The following is a 17,541-nucleotide window of genomic DNA, read 5'->3' as shown; positions in this document are numbered from 1 at the left end:
TAACTGACATAGTGTGCGGATTTCGAGCACGGTATTCGTCCTGTGCAATAGGAATCTGGGACACTGTAAAACAATGCAATCTAGTTAGTGTAAGTCGTCTAAAGCGAAGAGGATGAAAATTATGAAGCATAAAGCCCTACCATTGACCGCTCTCTTTCTGACAGCAGGTTTGACCTTGGCTGCATGCGCGAATGATGAAGCCGACAGTAGTGCTAAACCGGCGACTTCTGAAAGCTCTGCCGCCGAATCGACCACAAAAGCAACGGAATCTGCTGACAGTGAGCTTATTCTGGAGGATGGCGTGGTCAAGGCGAAAGCTGCTGGTGAACCGATGACAGCGATTTTCGGTGAACTGAAGAACACCTCAGGTGAAGATATTGTCATCGAAAGCTTCACCACGAGCTTAGGTGAGGCGCGGTACGAAATCCATGAGGTTGTCAATGGTTCCATGCGAGAGCGGGAAGAGGAATTGAAAATCTCTGCCGGGAAGTCACACAAACTGCAGCCGGGTGGCGATCACTTGATGATCATGGAGTATGACGGAGAAATCGCTGCTGGGGACGAAATCGTCATCACACTTAAGCTTAGTGACGGCACGGAAGTGGACCTAGAACCCGTTCCGGTCCGTACTATCGGCCCGGGAGATGAAAAATATGGTGATCTAGAAGGTCACGATGGTCATGGCCATGACAGTCACGGTCATAGCGACCATGATCATGAAGGTCACGACCACGGCGACCACAACAAGTAAGAATCGTTAATTCCTTGCGGCACTATCGCGGCAGCGACCGCAACGCTGAGGAAAGAACCTAAACGATAACGGGCAATAGCATTACAAAGGAGCTAGTTTCGTGGCTGGTTTTTCACGCAGGCACTTTCTCGCTGGTTTAGGCACTGGCGCTTCCGCGATGGCTTTGCAGGGATGCTCCCAAGCTCAGCAGTCTACTGTAGGCCGGGAAAGCCGAAACGATGTTCCCGGTAGCGATGGCATGGCTGACGTAAGGTTGCAAAACGCCGTCGTGGAATTCGATGGTGAACATCAGGCAGGGATAAAAGAAGCACAGCAGGCACGCGTCAATATAGTTGCTTTCCACCTGAAGGAAGGCGTGGATCGCGTTGGAGTAGCTAGGCTTCTGAAGCTATGGACTGAGGACGCGCGGCGATTGACCGCCGGTATCGCACCCCGTGGCACGTTGGAGCCTGAATTGTTGCATATTCCTGGAAACCTGACCATCACTGTTGGCTTTGGTCCCGGGCTGTTTACCGTCATCGGTGCTGAAGACCAGCGTCCAGACTGGTTGGCGCCGTTGCCAAAATTTGACCGTGATCAATTAGATCCCCGGTGGGGTGAAGCCGATTTAATGCTTCAGATCGGCTCTGATGAGCCAATTACAGCGGCCTATGCATTGCGTCATATGATTCGTTCTGGCGTAGATTACGTCGATGTCGCGTGGTTGCAACAAGGGTTCAACCATGCTGATGGCGCCCGCGCTAAGTCCACTACGCCGCGTAATCTTTTCGGACAATTCGATGGAACTGTAAATCCCAGGGCAGAGCAAGAATTTGCCAACCAAGTTTTTATCGAAGATGACTCTCCTGCACCATCATGGATACATGGTGGTAGTGCGATGGTTATTCGACGCATTCGGATGAACTTGGATACATGGGAGAAACTAGACCGGGCATCCCGCGAAAATGCTATGGGACGGAAACTCGATTCCGGGGCTCCATTGACCGGAACAGAAGAACACGATGATCCAGATTTTGCCGCCCGCGATAAATTTGGACTACCTGTTATTGATCCCACCAGTCACATGGCACGCGCGCGCAATCCGCTAGACAAACCGCAACAGAAACTCTTGCGTCGTCCGTTTAGCTACGATTTGCCACCAGAGCCGGGAGACGGTCAGCTTTCGAATTCAGGGCTGATTTTTATCTGCTTCCAGCAGGACCCGCGTGACCAATTTATTCCGATTCAAAGCCGTTTAGACGAAGTCGACAGACTTAACGAGTGGATTACGCACATTGGATCGTCGGTCTGGGCTATCCCTCCCGGAACCGATGTAGAAGGTAAGGGACGAGATGAGTATTGGGGGCAATCCTTACTAGAGGCTCATGGTAAGGGGTAAGTATGAGTGCTGTACGTCTCGGAGCTGGTGTTGGCTAGCCTGGATGCAACGTGCAAAACCTGAGGCGCTAAAATGGCTCGGTAACTAGTTTTCTTCAGGCTGCGGCCAGGTATGCCGCAGCCAATGAGCGCAAAGGAGCGCAAACTTTCATGGTCCACACACTCGAGCCTTTGGCGAACCCCGCACAGCCTTTTAGCGTTATTGCTGGCACACCAGTTGGTGCTGCAATGAAGGAGCTTGGGTTTCCTAATAAAGGTCCGGAAGCGGTCGTGTGCGTCAAAGACGCCGATGGTGCGCTAAAAGACCTTAGCCATGTTCCCGAAACCAATGGCGATTTCTGGCCAATTATCGCAGGCTCTGTAGAAGGCCGTGGAGTCATCCGCCACTCCTGTGCGCACGTACTAGCGCAGGCTGTGCAAAAAGAATTTCCTGGCACGAAGTTGGGAATTGGCCCGGCCATCGACAACGGCTTCTATTACGATTTCCAGGTCGCAGAACCATTCACTCCCGATGATCTGAAAAAGATCGAAAAGCGGATGAAAAAGATCATCAAGACAGGACAACGTTTTGCCCGTGGTGTTTTCGCTGATTCCGCTGCAGCTGAGTTAGCGCTTGCTGACGAACCATTTAAGCTTGAGCTGGTAGCCGATAAGGGAAATGTGGATCCGGATTCGGATGAGGCGACGGAAGTCGGTGCCGGAGAACTGACATACTACGACAACCTCAACCCCCGCACCGGTGATGTGGAATGGTCGGACCTCTGTCGTGGCCCACATCTTCCGACGACGAAGTACATCCCAGCCTTTAGCCTGACCCGGGCTTCGGCAGCATATTGGCGTGGTGACCAGTCGCAAGCTGATTTGCAGCGAGTTTATGGGACTGCATGGGAATCGTCTGAAGCTTTAGAGGCGTATCAGACGATGATGGAGGAAGCCGAAAAGCGTGACCATAGGCGGCTTGGCGCTGAATTGGACCTTTTCTCTTTTCCAGAAGAAATAGGTTCCGGGTTCCCAGTCTTCCATCCCAATGGTGCCACCGTGCGCATGGAAATGGAAGAATTTTCCCGCCGTCGCCACATTGAAGCTGGATACTCTTTTGTCAACACCCCACACTTGACTAAGGGGGATCTGTTCCGCAAATCTGGCCATCTGGATTTCTATTCCGAGGGCATGTTTCCGCCAATGCAGCTTGACGGTGAATATGATGCGGAAGGCAGCGTTACTAAGCCGCCGCAAGACTATTACGCTAAGCCAATGAATTGTCCGATGCATAATCTGATTTTTGCGTCACGGGGACGTTCCTATCGCGAATTGCCGTTGCGTCTGTTTGAATTCGGTACGGTTTATCGTTACGAAAAATCAGGAGTCGTTCACGGCCTGACCCGCGCACGTGGCTTCACCCAGGACGATGCCCACATTTATTGCACGGAAGACCAGCTGGAAGATGAGCTTCGGAAAGTCATCGATTTCATCATTTCTCTACTGCGTGACTATGGGTTGGATGATTTCTATCTAGAGCTTTCCACCAAAGATCCGAAGAAGTTCGTTGGTTCTGATGAGATCTGGGAGCGCTCGACTGCCATTTTGCAACGCGTCGCTGATTCTTCGGGGCTGAGCTTGGTGCCGGACCCCGAAGGTGCTGCATTTTACGGGCCGAAGATTTCGGTCCAGGCGCGCGATGCCATCGGTCGTACTTGGCAGATGTCGACCGTTCAGCTGGACTTCAACTTACCGGAGCGTTTCGAGCTCGAATATACGGCGCCAGATGGCAGCAAAAAACGCCCGATCATGGTGCACCGCGCCCTGTTTGGATCAATTGAACGTTTCTTTGGCGTTTTGCTCGAACACTACGCCGGCGTATTTCCGGCCTGGCTTGCGCCGCAGCAAGTGATGGGCATCCCGGTAGCTGATGAGTTTGTTCCTCACTTGGAAGAGATCACGGCACAGTTGCGCGCACGGGGCATTCGCGCGGACGTGGATACTTCCGACGACCGGATGCAGAAGAAAATTCGTAACCACACCACCGGGAAAATCCCATTTATGTTACTCGCCGGTGGACGTGATGTGGAGGCCGGGGCAGTATCATTCCGCTTCCTCGACGGCACACAGTTAAACGGGGTTCCCGTCGCTGAGGCGGTTACGTTGATTAGTGAGTGGATCGTTCAGCGTCGTAACGATGCACCGTCGAAGGAGACCTTTGGCAAACGAGATTAACGAGCAGCAGTGGGTTGACCAGGGCGCTGGGGAAGCGGATCGTTTGCAGCGCCTGTGGGCTCCGTATCGTAAGGCTTATATTGCAGCAAAAAGCGAAGATCCCTTCCTTGAGGCACCAAAGAAAAGCGATGAGGACGGACTCATCGTTGCTCGAGGTGAAAAGGTCTATGCCTTGCTGAATCTGTACCCTTATAATGCGGGTCATATGCTGGTAGTTCCGTATAGAAAAGTTTCGAATCTGGAAGATTTGGATTTCGAAGAGTCGGTGGAATTGTTCCAGTACACCCAGATGGCCATTCGGGTTTTAAAGCATGTTTCCAGTCCACATGCGGTCAATGTCGGCATGAATCTCGGCGGGGCTAGTGGCGGTAGCGTTCGCGACCACTTACACATGCATGTGGTGCCGCGTTGGCAAGGTGACGCCAATTTCTTGACAATAATTGATGGAATTAAGGTGTTGCCGGAGTTATTAGCGGATACACGCAGTATTCTGGCGGAAGGCTGGGCAGAAATTGCCGCAGAAAATACTGATAATGAGGGAGTGAATAACGCCACCGATGCTTAGCGTTCATGGTCGAAAACCCGCGGCAGTGGTTGTAGAACCCCTCGCCAAATTGGCAATTGCTGCTGGCTTAACCCCGAATATGGTGACGGTGATTGGGGCAGTTGTGACTACTGCCATTGCCGTCGTATTGATTCCTGCAGGCTTTCTATTGTGGGCGGCAATTTTGTCAGGACTGTTTGCCGCGTTCGACATGATAGATGGCACGATGGCACGCCTGAAAGGCGGGGCATCTGGTTTCGGAGCGACATTGGATGCTACATGCGACCGAATCACTGACGGCGCGCTGTTTGCGGCAATTACTTGGTGGCTGATTTATTCTTACGACGCCCCAAAACCTCTGATAGTAGCTTCACTATTGGTCCTGGTGTCTTCACAAGTCATCAGTTATGTCAAGGCTCGCGGTGAAGCGTCCGGGTTGAATCTGGTTGGAGGGCTTGTAGAACGACCGGAACGTTTGATCGTTGCTTTAGCCGGAATTGGTCTGCAAGGCCTCGGGGTGCCGTACGCGATTGATTTCGCATTGTGGATTTTAGCAGTCGGTTCGGTGTTTACGGTTTACCAGCGGATTTCTATGGCCCGGCGTCTCGACTCTATTGCGAGGAAGGCCACTGCATGAAAAAAGATTTCGGATTACACAAAGGCCCTCCATGGCAAGAGAACATCGTGGCCTACGGCTATTTTGCAGGATGGTCCTTAGTGCGGCGTTTGCCTTTATGGTTAACACACAGGATCTTTGAAAAAATTGCCGACGTGGTTAGCAGAAATGGCAAAGGTCCTGAACAGCTACGGAAGAATCTGACCCGTGTCGTCGGACCTGAAAACGTGACTAGACAATTGGTACGCGACTCAATACGGAGCTACTTCCGTTATTGGTTAGAAGCCTTCCGGCTTCCTACTATGCAGTACGAACACAACCTGCCGCAACGGCTCGCTGCAGGTGTAGCTGGGCGTTCTGCTTTTGACGCCGCGCTAAGTCGTGGGCGTGGAGTAGTGCTCGCGCTGCCGCACACCGGCAATTGGGATATGGCTGGTGCGTTTGTTGTCGCCCATTACGGACAATTTGCTACAGTTGCCGAGCGAGTTAAACCTGAATCTTTGTTTGACGCTTTCGTAGAATATCGCAACTCGATTGGGTTTGATGTCATCCCTCTCACTGGCGGGGATAAACCCCCGTTTCCGTACCTTAAACAAGTGCTTAATAATGGTGGGGTTGTTGCGCTATTATGCGAGCGTGACCTGAAGAATACCGGAGTGATTGTTGACTTCTTCGGAGAACCTGCTTCTATGGCGGCGGGACCAGCTGCTCTTGCCAGAGAGACCGGAGCTACCTTGTTTGCTGTGCACTCGTGGTACCAAGGAATTGACGATGGTGCATCGCCGAATTGGGGCCTAGCGGCCACTCACGAAATTGAGGTCAGTGATGTGCAATCGACAACTCAGCGTCTAGCCGATGCATTCGCTGAGAATATCGCGAAAACTCCGCAAGATTGGCATATGCTGCAGCCCGTGTGGTTGCGAGACCTCGATCCGGAGCGGATGAACCAAGAACAAATCGATGCTTTGCGTGCGCACACCCAGGAAGAAAAATAGGTCGATTCACGATGCGCATTGGAATAGTCTGTCCATACTCTTTTGATGAACCGGGCGGGGTGCAGGCTCATATCTATGACCTTGCGACAATACTGATTACTCGTGGACACACCGTTCGTGTCCTTGGTCCAGCTGCTGAAGAAACTGACGTTCCTGATTTTGTTGTTAAGGGCGGTGGATCGTTTCCCATCCGATATAACGGCTCAGTTGCGCGTTTGTCCTTTGGTCTACACGTTCGTCGAACCGTAAAAAGATTTCTTCGTGAAGGACAGTTTGACGTTCTACACATCCATGAACCGAATTCACCGAGTTATTCGATGGCGGTTCTGCGAATGGCGCAAGGGCCGATAGTCGCCACTTATCATGCCTCAGCGGAGTCTTCTGTGCTCTTGAATATTTTCAAGCCGATTTTGCGGCCAGTTTTGGACAAGGTTCGAGCGGGCATTGCAGTATCGGAAATGGCGCGTCGCTGGCAAGTCGAACAACTCGGTGGTGACCCGGTGCTGATTCCGAATGGCGTCGATACTTCAGTCTATGCCCAACACCGTGTTCCGTTAGAGGAGAAAACCGCACCGGTTGAGATCGTGTTTCTCGGACGCTTAGACGAATCGCGTAAAGGTCTGGACGTGCTATTAGAAGCCCTGCACCAGCTCGACCGAGACGTGCGGGTGACGATCATGGGCGGAGGACGCAAGCGCGAAGTACCGGGGATAGATTTCGTCGGACGGGTGAGTGATGCTGAAAAGGCCGCGATTTTGGGTCGTGCTGATATTTATGTCGCACCCAATTTAGGGGGCGAAAGCTTCGGAATTGTGTTAGTCGAAGCGATGGCGGCAGGATGTGCCGTCGTTGCTAGTGACCTTGAGGCTTTTGAAGTTGTATGCGATGCAGCGAACGAATCACCCGCGGGGGTATTGTTCCGGACCGGTGATAGCACTGACCTCATGCGCGTTTTGCGTATGCTTGTTGATAATTTCGAGCATAGAAGGCGTTTAGTGGAAGCAGGGATCAAGCGTGCACACAACTTTGATTGGGAATCCGTCGCAACGCAGGTAGAAACGGTGTATGAAACCGTAGTCAACGGTACGAAGGTGCGATACGGCAAATGATGTTTGATCTTGCTCTCGCATTGCTATTGATTTGTGTCGTTAGTGCATTATTATGGATTTATTTTACTGCGCAGCGCCTACATCGCTTGCACATCCGACTCGATGCGGCACTCCAATCATTGCAAGCAGCACTTGATCGTAGAGTGGCTGTGGTTGCTGTTGTGAGTACCCATTTGGCTCCCCAAGCTAGGGAAGTGGAATCGATTCGTCTCGCGCATGACAATTTGGCTCCGAGAGAAGTTGCAGAACGGGAACTATCCGCCAGGGTCAACAAAGAGTTTGTGGCGGACAAATCTGCGGATGATTCTGCAACCGGCAGCCTTGTTGCCCACGAACTCAGTTCCCATTATGCGGAGCTGGTTGATGCGGATGTACGCGTTGAGCTTGCACATAGGTTTTACAATGAAGCAGTTGCGAGCACACGTGGCTTAAGGTTGCGCCCGCTGGTAAAAAATTTCCGCTTGGGTGGTAGAGCACCGCTACCAGATTTCTTTCAATATACTTCGTATTTGAGTTCTTAAGCGTCGCAATTTTCTTTCCGTTCTGGGGCATTGCACTGTATTGGTTTTCGTACGGTTATTCGTTGATGAGGTCTTCTACCGATACCGGTGGGCCTAAAAGCAGTAGAAGACTGAATATGGTCGTTACCACTACTAACACCACAAGGATGCTGCGGGCTGGGTATCGAACGGTTTGGTATAAAGCCCAGTCAAAAATCCCTTCTGGATGAGTCTCTGTCTCAGTATTTCGGAACCGCCAGCCACCTTCGAGGTGGCCTTGCTTTTCTGCCCAACGAGCAAACGGCCATGCGGCAAACGGTATGACTGATACCACCAAACCTGTGAGGCCTAGGATGGGAGTCCATCGATTGTTGACCCAGATCAGTGTCGTCATTACCACGAAGCATAAGAATCCAAAGCCGTGGATGCTACCGGTGATGGGAACGACAGAATCAGTAGTACCGGAGTATTTTAGGGCCATACCCAAGAGCAATAGCGCCCAGGTGATCGTTTCCAAGATTGCCGCGGTTCGGTGGAGTTTTTGTGGAGTCATGATCGCAACTTTAGTTCTTCAACAATTTGTGAGCATATGACACACGGGGCTCTGTTTAGAGGCAAAGGAAAACTACACGGTAGTCTTGTAATCTTCATCACTAAGCTAATGGTGAATGAATAGAGCGCTATGGTAGTGAAACTGAGCGAGGTAAGTCGTGTTCTGCGTGTGGATGCGATTCCATTATGTCAACGACTAGAAAGTGACTCGAAAACTCCGGAAAGCCGTTGGTTCCACGCGCCTTGGCGCTCGTCAAGGTTGGAACGCACTTATGTCAGACTTGTCGCAATGGTGGCGCAGGAAGGAATGGTGCGTGGCCATCGGCAGACTCATTGCTTTGATAGAACCAATTAGCAAACCTAAACGGCCGGTATATATGAGCTTGCAGTGGCACGTATACTAAACGGAGTTAAAGACGCTTAGAAACTATGACATCTAGCTGTTGAAGCTGTTGAAAGGAATGACATGGCAGGCCACTCAAAATGGGCAAACAACAAACACAAAAAGGCTGCCAATGATGCCAAACGGGGGAAAGAATTCGCGAAACTCGTTAAGAATATTGAAGTAGCCGCCCGCAACGGTGGCGGTGACCCTGCGGCTAACCCAACGCTTGACGACATGATCAAAAAAGCGAAGAAGGCCTCAGTTCCTGCTGACAATATCGAACGTGCACGGAAACGCGGATCCGGGGAAGAAGCTGGAGGCGCTGATTGGCAGTCCTTGATGTATGAAGGCTACGCGCCAAACGGTGTGGCAATGTTGATTGAATGCCTGACCGACAACAAAAACCGCGCTGCCACCGAGGTGCGTACTGCAATGACTAAGAACGGCGGAAACCTGGGCGAGTCCGGATCTGTGGCTTATATGTTTAGTCGGACGGGCTATGTTCTGGTAGATAAAAAGTCTAGCCTGACCGAAGATGAGCTTTTGCTTGCTGTTTTGGAAGCTGGCGCAGAGGAAGTTAAGGACCAAGGCGAGAAATTCGAGGTTATCTGTCAACCAACAGACGTACCAGCCGTGCGTAGCGCACTCGAAGAAGCGGGCATCGAAGTTGAGGATTCAGATCAGGATTTTCGAGCATCAGTCGATGTGCCGCTGGATGCTGAAGGGGCTAAGAAGGTTTTCAAATTGATTGATGCTCTCGAAGACGTAGATGATGTGCAAGACGTCTACACAAATATGACCGTGTCTGATGAAGTCATGGACGAGCTTAACTCTTAATTCGGATGAATTTGGCAGGGCTACGCGTCATGGGGATTGACCCAGGGCTAACGCGCTGTGGACTATCCGTTGTGCAATCGGGTAAAGGCCGAGCTATTTATCCGGTGTCCGTGGGCGTAATTCGTACCCCAAGCGACGCCCCGTTGACTGATCGTCTCCTCCGCATCTCGAACGCCGTAGGAGAATGGATCGATGATTATCAGCCGGACGTTGTCGCCATTGAACGTTTATTTGAGCGCGGCAACGTCTCGACAGTCATGCACACAGCACATGCCGTGGGGGTCTTGATATTGGCAGCTGCGGAACGTGGACTGCCGGTAGATATGTACACGCCTTCCGAAGTGAAAAAAGCTATCACAGGAAATGGCCGGGCGGATAAAAAGCAAATGACGGCCATGGTTAAACGAATTCTGGGCTTGTCTGAACCCCCAAAACCTGCAGATGCGGCAGACGCCCTCGCCTTGGCTATTTGTCACTGCTGGCGTGCGCCAGCCTTAGCCCAGAGACGCCAGCTGTTACACAAATCACTAGAGAAAGATTCCTAACCTGACTATGATCGCCTCTTTACGTGGAACAGTAATCGATATTGGCTTGAATGCCGCCGTTGTAGAGTGCGCGGGTGTCGGTTACCGGGTGATAGCTACACCGAAGACTCTCGCCAGCCTTAACCGGGGTGAACAGACGTCAATTTTGACTACGCTTGCGGTCAGAGAAGATTCAATGACGTTGTATGGCTTTAGCGATATCGGTGACCAAGAAATGTTCACCGTACTGCAAACGGTGTCTGGTTTTGGACCGAAACTGGCCATGACAGCATTGGCTGTGCTCAACGCCGAAGAACTTGCGATCGCAATTTCCAGCGGCGAAGCAAAAACCCTGCAGCGTATCCCGGGAATTGGCAAGCGGGTAGCTGAGAGATTAATTGTCGAGCTGAAAGATAAAGTAGCGCAATGGCAACCAGCAGACGTCGAAGGAACATTGAGCGCTAAGAGCGATTCCCCTACAGATTTTGCAGAGAATGCCCAGGCCGGGATAGCTGACCACGTTGTGGAAGCGCTGGTTGGATTGGGCTTCAGTGAAAAGCAAGCAGCCGGTGTTGTGGATCGGGTTCTGAGACAACAACCAAACGCGGATTCGTCGGCTGCGTTACGAGGCGCACTTGCCGAGCTGGGGCCGAAGAAATAATCCGGAAATGAGCTGGTGAATAATGTCAGATATAGAACGCACAGAATTTGAATTGCCCCAAGGTTTAGCTTCACATAGCGGGATTCATGGCGGTGGTGCTGCGGCTTCTGCAAAGGGCACCCGGTCAAAAGATGCTGCAGTGGACCCACATCGGCATAGCGGTGAGCAAGACATTGAGCGTTCACTACGCCCAAAGAGCTTGCACGAATTTATTGGCCAACCGAAGGTCTGTGAACAGCTCTCGCTTGTGCTCGATGGTGCACGTGGACGGAACGTTACTCCTGACCATGTCTTACTTTCTGGACCGCCGGGTTTGGGAAAAACTACCATGGCAATGATCATCGCTGGCGAGCTAGGATCCAGCTTACGCATGACCTCTGGTCCTGCGTTAGAACGAGCGGGTGACTTGGCAGCGATGTTATCGAATCTTATCGAGGGCGATGTGTTGTTCATCGATGAGATACATCGCATGGCACGCTCAGCAGAAGAGATGTTGTACATGGCCATGGAAGACTTCCGCATTGATGTCATCGTCGGCAAGGGACCGGGTGCGACGTCTATTCCACTAGAAATTCCTCCTTTCACGCTTGTCGGCGCCACAACTCGCGCCGGAATGCTTACCGGCCCATTGCGAGATCGATTCGGCTTTAATGCCCAAATGGAGTTTTATGACACGGAAGATCTCACAGAGGTGATCGAACGCACCGCAACAATATTGCAGGTCGACATTGACCACGACGCTGCAACCGAAATCGGATCGCGTTCGCGGGGAACCCCACGTATTGCTAACCGTCTGTTGCGCCGCGTCCGTGACTACGCTGATGTGCATGGCTCAGGTCGCATTGATTTAGCATCGGCACGAGGAGCTTTAGACGTGTTTGATGTTGATGAACTTGGCTTAGACAGACTCGACAGAGCAGTTTTAGACGCCTTGGTCAAAGGGCACGGCGGTGGCCCGGTCGGTGTTAACACACTGGCAGTTGCTGTCGGCGAAGAATCCGCAACTGTGGAAGAAGTATGTGAGCCCTACTTAGTTCGTGCAGGGCTACTAGCACGAACTGGCCGTGGAAGGGTAGCTACCGCCCGTGCGTGGCGTCATCTTGGATTGGAACCACCAGAAACCGCACTCGGCCAGTACGACTAAGTCGTTTTACCATCGTGCTCAGAAATTTGGTGCGCTAACGGCAGGCTCTTGTGTTCGCTAACCTCCGTAGAGGCTGACAATGATCAGCGATCATGGCTAAGTAGCATTGCCTTAACCGTGTCTGGCACACTATGGAGCATGGATATTATTCTGATCATTGCTCTTTTAGCCCTGTTCCTACTCCCTTCCTTTTTCATGATGCGCAAACAGCGCAAACAGCAAGAAGAGCTACGTAGTTTTCAACAAGCTTTAAATCCTGGTGACCGCGTGATCTCGGCTGGAGGAATTCACTTGGTGCTGACCGACATCGGTGAAACCACTGTGACTGGAGAACTGGCTCACGGCGTTGAAGTCACTATGGAGAAGATCGCAATTCTTCGCCCAGCAGATCAGGTAAGCCCAGCAGATAACGCATCGACAGATAATGGTGCACATCACCCAGAAAATGATGAGCGCGACCGTTAACTAAAGAAATACCTCATCGGTTCAAATCGTTCTTCAGGAGAGACACCCTTGCCGGAATTAACAAATAAGGCCAAACGCGTGGGAAATTCCCGTAGCTGGCCTGCCAAGGCTTTAGCCTGGTTTATCCTCGTCACTGTGGCGCTATTTTCCCTCATTTTATTTACTGGGGATCGCCAAGCGACGCCTCGCTTAGGCATTGACTTACAGGGTGGCACCCGCGTGACGCTGGTGCCACAAGGTGATGAACCAACTCAGGATCAGCTAGACCAAGCGCGCGCGATTTTGGAACAACGCGTCAACGGCATGGGAGTCTCTGGTGCCCAGGTGGTCGCTGACGGGAACACGCTCGTTATTACTGTGCCGGGCGAAGACACGGCGCAGGCCCGGGCTGTTGGTCAGACTTCTCAGTTGTTGTTCCGTCCGGTTGCCCAACAGCCAACTCCAAACCCAGCACAATTAGCTGAAATTCTTGGAGATATGGCAAACCGGTGGGTGGAATACGATTTAATAGACAAGACGCATGCAGAAGAAACCATCGACCGTATCTATGCGGCTTTCGAAGAACAAGAAGGCCAAAGTGGAGCAACTGCGGGTGTGAACCTAGCGGAAAAACCTAAAATTACTACGAAACCCAAACCGGAGCCTGCGAACTCCTTAGAACAAGCGGAACGTAGGGAAAAGACTACCGAGATGCTGATTGAGGATCGGCAATCAGAAGATCCTACGACGCAAGCAGCCGCTAGCGCACTGATGACTTGTGATGCAGATGTTGACCCGTTGTCTGGTGCTGATGATCCCGCACGTCCATTAGTTACCTGTGACTATGATCAAGGCCATCCATACTTGTTGCAACCTGCTCCTTTGCTAAATGGCATAACTGACTCAGACGGACCTCGGCTAACGGGCAACGAGATTGACACTAATAGTCCAATCAATGGTGGTTTCAATCAGCACAGCGGTCAGATGGAAATTTCTTTTGCGTTCAAGACAGGCTCCGGGCCATCAGGCGCACAAACCTGGGCTGATTTGACGCAAGAATACCTACAACAACAGATCGCGATCACTTTGGACTCGAACGTGATCTCGGCGCCAGTGATCCAGGGCGTAACTCCCTATGGCTCTACCACGTCAATTACTGGCCAGTTCAGCCAGGAGGAAGCTCAAGAACTAGCCAACAACTTGCGTTATGGTGCGCTGCCACTTTCCTTCGTTGGTGAAGACGGTACGCCAGGTGGTACTGCGGAAACAGTGCCACCGTCGCTGGGACAAGCTGCACTGAAGGCAGGATTGATTGCCGGACTAGTTGGTCTTGCTCTAATCGCAGTCTTTGTTTTCTATTATTACCGACTGCTTGCGCTAATTTCTCTGGTGTCCCTCGCAGCAGCTGGCTTGATTACGTATGCCGCAATTGTACTTTTGGGGCGCTGGATTGGTTACTCGCTAGATCTTTCGGGAATCGCGGGTCTGATTATCGGTATCGCAACAGCAGCCGATTCTTTCGTGGTGCTTTATGAGCGCATTAAAGATGAACTACTGCAAGGGAGAACGTTCCGATCTGCAGCTCCACGAGCATGGGATCGTGCAAAGCGCACAATTGTCACAGGAAACGTTGTAACGCTCATTGGTTCCGTCGTGGTTTATTTCCTCGCAGTAGGCGACGTCAAAGGCTTTGCATTTACGCTGGGCATCACAACTGTATTTGATATCGTCGTGTCCTTCTTGGTGACGGCACCATTGATGATCATGGCGGCACGGAAGCCGTTCTGGGCTAAACCGCAAGTTAATGGACTAGGAAAGGTCTATGACCTCGTCGAAGAGCGGCGTACGGAATCTGAAGATGCGGGCGAGGAGAAAACCCATGGCTAAACAATCTCTTGTTAACCGCTTGACTACTGGTGACGGCGGCGTCGATTTCATCGGGCGTACCAAGATTTTCTACATTATTACCGTCGCTTTGATCCTCATTAGTTTGGGGTCGATGCTGTTCCGCGGTTTTTCAATGTCGATTGATTTCCAGGGCGGCACTAGGATGACCATGCCGGCCGGTGATCTTGTTGCGGAAGAGGTTGAGGAAACTTTTGTTGAGGCAACAGGAATCGAACCAGAGGTTACACAAATCGTTGGATCCGGTGATTCCGAAACTCTCGAGATTACTTCTGAACACCTCTCACAAGCCCAAATCGACGAAGCACGCCTGGCGATCTACGAAAAACACGAGCCGCTTGACCACACTGGCGCTCCGTCTCCGGATGCGATCGGTGATTCTACGGTTTCTGAATCTTGGGGCGATACGATCACCCATCGCATGTTGCTATCGATGGTGGTTTTCCTAGTGTTTGCCACGATTTATGTCGCGTTCCGCCTGCAAAAGTATATGGCCGTTGCTGCTATGGGGGCATTGGTCGTGGACGGCATTGTGATTGCCGGTATTTATTCGTTGTTCGGTTTCGAAGTATCACCTGCAGTCATCATTGGCTTGCTCACCGTGTTGACATTCTCCATCTATGACACGGTCATCGTTTTCGACAAGGTGAATGAAAATACTGAGGGTGTTACTGCTTCTCGGCGAGCGACGTACAGCGAAGAAGCTAATAGAGCGATTAATCAGACAGTGATGCGTTCGATTTCCACCTCGGTGATCTCTGCATTGCCGATTATCGCGCTATTCGTGGTCGCCGTATGGTTGATGGGAATTGGAACGCTGCGCGATTTGGCCTTGGTACAGCTTATTGGCGTGATTGAGGGAATTTTCTCGTCGATTTTCTTAGCAACACCGTTGTTGGTATCGCTGGTGAATCGGAGCAAGAAAATTAAGAAACACAACCAAGAAGTTGCCGACTATCGTGCTGCAGAAAAACATCAGGATCACAGTCTGGACGCTGATACCGACGGGGATAACATTGAGCATCGTACCTTTGCTCCGCCTGAGGTAGCCCCGGTCGCTGCCCCAAAACCAGATGACGATGGTCGCCTTCGTAATCGCGGTGGTAGCACCTGGCGCCCGGAGTAGGTTTCGTAAGTAAACGCGAGACTTGATAATGATGAGGAACGACCACCCTATGACGTATTCCCGAAATTCGGAAAGGCTATGTCCCCGCCGTGGAGTAAGTCGCTTCGGGGCATTAGTGGTTTCGTTGGCGCTGGGCGCAACGTTAACGGCGTGTGCAGATGAGCCAGCACCGGAGGCCGTGGACCGGCCAGGGTGGATCACAACTGTTGATGAAGGAACACAGGAGCTTAATTACCAATCGTCATCACCGTTGACGACCACGAACGCAGGTTCGATCACCGGTAGTTCAACAGCTGCGCAACAGTTGTCTGCTCGCCTATACCCAGGAGTCCATGTTCCGGGACCACATGGGCAGTTTATTCAAAATAGTGATCTGATTAGCACACGATTTTTGCCGGGGCTAAAGCCACAGGTCATTTACACCATTGCTGAGAACGCTCAATTCTCGGATGGTGCGCCTGTGACGTGCTCCGATTTCTTGCTCACTTACACTGCTGGCGTGATGACCGAATTATTCGACTCGCAACTACCATTGATGCAGCACATCGAGGAGTTTGAATGCCAGCCGAATTCTTCACGCTTCGTCGTCAAGTTAGCTGAAGGGACCGGACTGCGGTGGCGTGAACTATTCGCTCCGGGCACGGTGCTGCCCGCGCACGCGATTGCGTCGCGAGCGGGGATGCCTTTGGTTGCGTTACATAATGCGTTGCAGAATCGTGATGCGCAAGCATTATTGGAGCCTGCCAAAATTTGGTCAGAAGGTTTTGACCTTGCGAATTTCGACCCGTTATTGCAAGTTTCCTTTGGGCCGTTTCTTATTGATCACGTCACTGATGACGGCGCAGCAATCTTGACTCGGAATGAGACTTATTACGGGGATAATGCTCAGCTAGGAAGTCTTGCGGTCTGGCCCGCAAGAGCTGATACGGCCGCATTATTCGAACGCGATTCCTTGGATATCGTCGATGTCAGCGAGGTTGAACCGGATTGGTTGGACCGTAATGCTGCAGGCAATAAGTTCGAAGTCTTCCCGGAAGTAGGCGAGCTCACCGACGCGTTGTTGCTTTCGGACAATGGCATCTTTGCCGAAGCACCGAAGCGTCGTGCATTTGCTGCGTGTATTGACCAGGAAGCGGTTGCAGCCGCATCTTCTGCGGTATCTGGAGTGGATGTCGGTGCTGTTTTATGGCAGAGCGTTGAACATGAGGATCCTGCCCGCCAACATTTGCGGGATATTTCTGATCCGCATCGTGCGGTAAATATGGAGATGGCTCGAGAATTAGATGGCGCGACAATTCGCATAGGCTATCGTGGACAAGATCAACGGCTCGCCAAAATGGTGGAAAAAATAGCCGAATTATGTAGGCCAGCCGGTATCGAGGTTGTGGACGTATCAGTTCCCGAGACGACCGCAGAGGATTTGCATCGTAGCGACGGACCTTTTACCGGCGCGACTTCCGCCCAGGGGGACAACCCCGAAGGTGTGGAAGCACTAGGAAACTCGGTGATCGATGAGGGGGCTTCAAGTGCCGGAAACGCCGAAGATACTGCAGATACAGCAGAAAACATCTCCGGACAGAAGATTGATGCCTACCTAGGTGCGATTTATCCGCCAAATCTCGATGTGGGAGCGACGGTACATACCGACGATGTTAATGCTCTACGTGATGCGGAGAAAAGAATGTGGGAGCAGATGCATACGATTCCACTGGCGGCGCAACCTCGAGTATTTGTTATCAACCGAGATGTCGTAAATGCCGTGCCTTATACTGGTGAATCGGCGATAGGCTGGAATATGGATCGCTGGTGGATATCGCGTTAGATTGCTCGCAAAGCAATAGCGGGATTGGGAATAAC

The 17,541-nt window shown here is 51.7% G+C and carries 17 protein-coding genes; 16 read left to right on the top strand and 1 reads right to left on the bottom strand.

Going from position 1 to position 17,541, the window contains the following annotated elements; all coding sequences use genetic code 11:
- Nucleotides 1–121 precede the first annotated feature (121 nt).
- The 8 genes from L9H78_RS05885 to L9H78_RS05850 all read left to right on the top strand — a co-directional run bounded on the left by L9H78_RS05885 (nt 122) and on the right by L9H78_RS05850 (nt 8,127).
- Nucleotides 122–751 (top strand): copper chaperone PCu(A)C, encoded by a 630-nt coding sequence (locus tag L9H78_RS05885; protein WP_249619539.1) that lies wholly within the window; start codon nt 122–124, stop codon nt 749–751.
- Nucleotides 752–908: 157 nt separating this feature from the next.
- Nucleotides 909–2,129, top strand: coding sequence for a Dyp-type peroxidase (locus tag L9H78_RS05880; RefSeq protein ID WP_249620748.1), 1,221 nt, complete (start codon nt 909–911; stop codon nt 2,127–2,129).
- 149 nt (nt 2,130–2,278) lie between these two features.
- The gene (thrS, locus tag L9H78_RS05875) at nt 2,279–4,342 is read left to right on the top strand and encodes a threonine--tRNA ligase (RefSeq protein ID WP_249619538.1); all 2,064 of its coding nucleotides are present in this window, start codon (nt 2,279–2,281) and stop codon (nt 4,340–4,342) included.
- Nucleotides 4,305–4,907, top strand: a complete 603-nt coding sequence (locus tag L9H78_RS05870) for an HIT family protein (protein WP_024272711.1) — start codon at nt 4,305–4,307, stop codon at nt 4,905–4,907. The genes thrS and L9H78_RS05870 overlap by 38 nt, the downstream gene beginning before the upstream one ends.
- Nucleotides 4,900–5,523, top strand: a complete 624-nt coding sequence (gene pgsA, locus L9H78_RS05865; RefSeq protein WP_021352572.1) for a phosphatidylinositol phosphate synthase — start codon at nt 4,900–4,902, stop codon at nt 5,521–5,523. Before L9H78_RS05870 ends, pgsA begins: the two co-directional genes overlap by 8 nt.
- Nucleotides 5,520–6,497 carry a phosphatidylinositol mannoside acyltransferase gene (locus tag L9H78_RS05860; protein WP_249619537.1) on the top strand — a complete coding sequence of 326 codons (978 nt, stop codon included), beginning with the start codon at nt 5,520–5,522 and terminating at the stop codon, nt 6,495–6,497. Before pgsA ends, L9H78_RS05860 begins: the two co-directional genes overlap by 4 nt.
- Nucleotides 6,498–6,508: 11 nt before the next feature.
- Nucleotides 6,509–7,606, top strand: a complete 1,098-nt coding sequence (locus tag L9H78_RS05855) for a glycosyltransferase family 4 protein (protein ID WP_249619536.1) — start codon at nt 6,509–6,511, stop codon at nt 7,604–7,606.
- The gene (locus tag L9H78_RS05850) at nt 7,603–8,127 is read left to right on the top strand and encodes a hypothetical protein (protein WP_249617243.1); all 525 of its coding nucleotides are present in this window, start codon (nt 7,603–7,605) and stop codon (nt 8,125–8,127) included. Before L9H78_RS05855 ends, L9H78_RS05850 begins: the two co-directional genes overlap by 4 nt.
- Before the next feature lie 55 nt (nt 8,128–8,182).
- Here L9H78_RS05850 and L9H78_RS05845 read toward each other — a convergent pair whose 3' ends face one another.
- The gene (locus L9H78_RS05845) at nt 8,183–8,659 is read right to left on the bottom strand and encodes a DUF3817 domain-containing protein (RefSeq protein WP_249619535.1); all 477 of its coding nucleotides are present in this window, start codon (nt 8,657–8,659) and stop codon (nt 8,183–8,185) included.
- A gap of 465 nt (nt 8,660–9,124) precedes the next feature.
- Between L9H78_RS05845 and L9H78_RS05840 the strand changes: the two genes are divergently transcribed.
- From L9H78_RS05840 to L9H78_RS05805, 8 genes are all read left to right on the top strand, one after another.
- Nucleotides 9,125–9,880 carry a YebC/PmpR family DNA-binding transcriptional regulator gene (locus L9H78_RS05840; protein ID WP_249617241.1) on the top strand — a complete coding sequence of 252 codons (756 nt, stop codon included), beginning with the start codon at nt 9,125–9,127 and terminating at the stop codon, nt 9,878–9,880.
- 5 nt (nt 9,881–9,885) lie between these two features.
- A complete protein-coding gene (ruvC, locus tag L9H78_RS05835) occupies nt 9,886–10,425 on the top strand; it encodes a crossover junction endodeoxyribonuclease RuvC (RefSeq protein WP_249619534.1) in 540 nt (179 codons plus the stop codon).
- Nucleotides 10,426–10,432: 7 nt separating this feature from the next.
- On the top strand, nt 10,433–11,065 hold the full coding sequence (ruvA, locus tag L9H78_RS05830) for a Holliday junction branch migration protein RuvA (RefSeq protein WP_249619533.1): 633 nt from the start codon (nt 10,433–10,435) through the stop codon (nt 11,063–11,065).
- A 22-nt stretch (nt 11,066–11,087) separates the two neighbouring features.
- Nucleotides 11,088–12,209 carry a Holliday junction branch migration DNA helicase RuvB gene (gene ruvB, locus L9H78_RS05825; RefSeq protein WP_249619532.1) on the top strand — a complete coding sequence of 374 codons (1,122 nt, stop codon included), beginning with the start codon at nt 11,088–11,090 and terminating at the stop codon, nt 12,207–12,209.
- Nucleotides 12,210–12,347: 138 nt separating this feature from the next.
- Complete coding sequence (yajC, locus tag L9H78_RS05820; RefSeq protein ID WP_249619531.1) at nt 12,348–12,674, top strand: preprotein translocase subunit YajC; 327 nt, start codon at nt 12,348–12,350, stop codon at nt 12,672–12,674.
- A 78-nt stretch (nt 12,675–12,752) separates the two neighbouring features.
- Nucleotides 12,753–14,540, top strand: coding sequence for a protein translocase subunit SecD (secD, locus tag L9H78_RS05815; RefSeq protein ID WP_249619530.1), 1,788 nt, complete (start codon nt 12,753–12,755; stop codon nt 14,538–14,540).
- On the top strand, nt 14,533–15,684 hold the full coding sequence (secF, locus tag L9H78_RS05810; RefSeq protein ID WP_430622675.1) for a protein translocase subunit SecF: 1,152 nt from the start codon (nt 14,533–14,535) through the stop codon (nt 15,682–15,684). Before secD ends, secF begins: the two co-directional genes overlap by 8 nt.
- A 49-nt stretch (nt 15,685–15,733) precedes the next feature.
- Complete coding sequence (locus L9H78_RS05805) at nt 15,734–17,506, top strand: ABC transporter substrate-binding protein (protein ID WP_249619529.1); 1,773 nt, start codon at nt 15,734–15,736, stop codon at nt 17,504–17,506.
- Nucleotides 17,507–17,541: the final 35 nt, after the last annotated feature.

The organism is Corynebacterium pseudodiphtheriticum (assembly GCF_023509295.1).
GTDB classification, from domain to species: domain Bacteria; phylum Actinomycetota; class Actinomycetes; order Mycobacteriales; family Mycobacteriaceae; genus Corynebacterium; species Corynebacterium pseudodiphtheriticum.
Note: the sequence above shows the minus strand (reverse complement) of the source record. Positions and strands in the feature narration are given on the sequence as shown.

Bases quoted from the DNA above. Each gene is read 5' to 3' on its own strand.
- L9H78_RS05885 (WP_249619539.1), top strand. From the start codon at position 122: ATGAAGCATAAAGCCCTACCATTGACCGCTCTCTTTCTGACAGCAGGT.
- L9H78_RS05880 (WP_249620748.1), top strand. From the start codon at position 909: ATGGCTTTGCAGGGATGCTCCCAAGCTCAGCAGTCTACTGTAGGCCGG.
- thrS (WP_249619538.1), top strand. From the start codon at position 2,279: ATGGTCCACACACTCGAGCCTTTGGCGAACCCCGCACAGCCTTTTAGC.
- L9H78_RS05870 (WP_024272711.1), top strand. From the start codon at position 4,305: ATGCACCGTCGAAGGAGACCTTTGGCAAACGAGATTAACGAGCAGCAG.
- pgsA (WP_021352572.1), top strand. From the start codon at position 4,900: ATGCTTAGCGTTCATGGTCGAAAACCCGCGGCAGTGGTTGTAGAACCC.
- L9H78_RS05860 (WP_249619537.1), top strand. From the start codon at position 5,520: ATGAAAAAAGATTTCGGATTACACAAAGGCCCTCCATGGCAAGAGAAC.
- L9H78_RS05855 (WP_249619536.1), top strand. From the start codon at position 6,509: ATGCGCATTGGAATAGTCTGTCCATACTCTTTTGATGAACCGGGCGGG.
- L9H78_RS05850 (WP_249617243.1), top strand. From the start codon at position 7,603: ATGATGTTTGATCTTGCTCTCGCATTGCTATTGATTTGTGTCGTTAGT.
- L9H78_RS05845 (WP_249619535.1), bottom strand. From the start codon at position 8,659: ATGACTCCACAAAAACTCCACCGAACCGCGGCAATCTTGGAAACGATC.
- L9H78_RS05840 (WP_249617241.1), top strand. From the start codon at position 9,125: ATGGCAGGCCACTCAAAATGGGCAAACAACAAACACAAAAAGGCTGCC.
- ruvC (WP_249619534.1), top strand. From the start codon at position 9,886: ATGAATTTGGCAGGGCTACGCGTCATGGGGATTGACCCAGGGCTAACG.
- ruvA (WP_249619533.1), top strand. From the start codon at position 10,433: ATGATCGCCTCTTTACGTGGAACAGTAATCGATATTGGCTTGAATGCC.
- ruvB (WP_249619532.1), top strand. From the start codon at position 11,088: ATGTCAGATATAGAACGCACAGAATTTGAATTGCCCCAAGGTTTAGCT.
- yajC (WP_249619531.1), top strand. From the start codon at position 12,348: ATGGATATTATTCTGATCATTGCTCTTTTAGCCCTGTTCCTACTCCCT.
- secF (WP_430622675.1), top strand. From the start codon at position 14,533: ATGGCTAAACAATCTCTTGTTAACCGCTTGACTACTGGTGACGGCGGC.
- L9H78_RS05805 (WP_249619529.1), top strand. From the start codon at position 15,734: ATGACGTATTCCCGAAATTCGGAAAGGCTATGTCCCCGCCGTGGAGTA.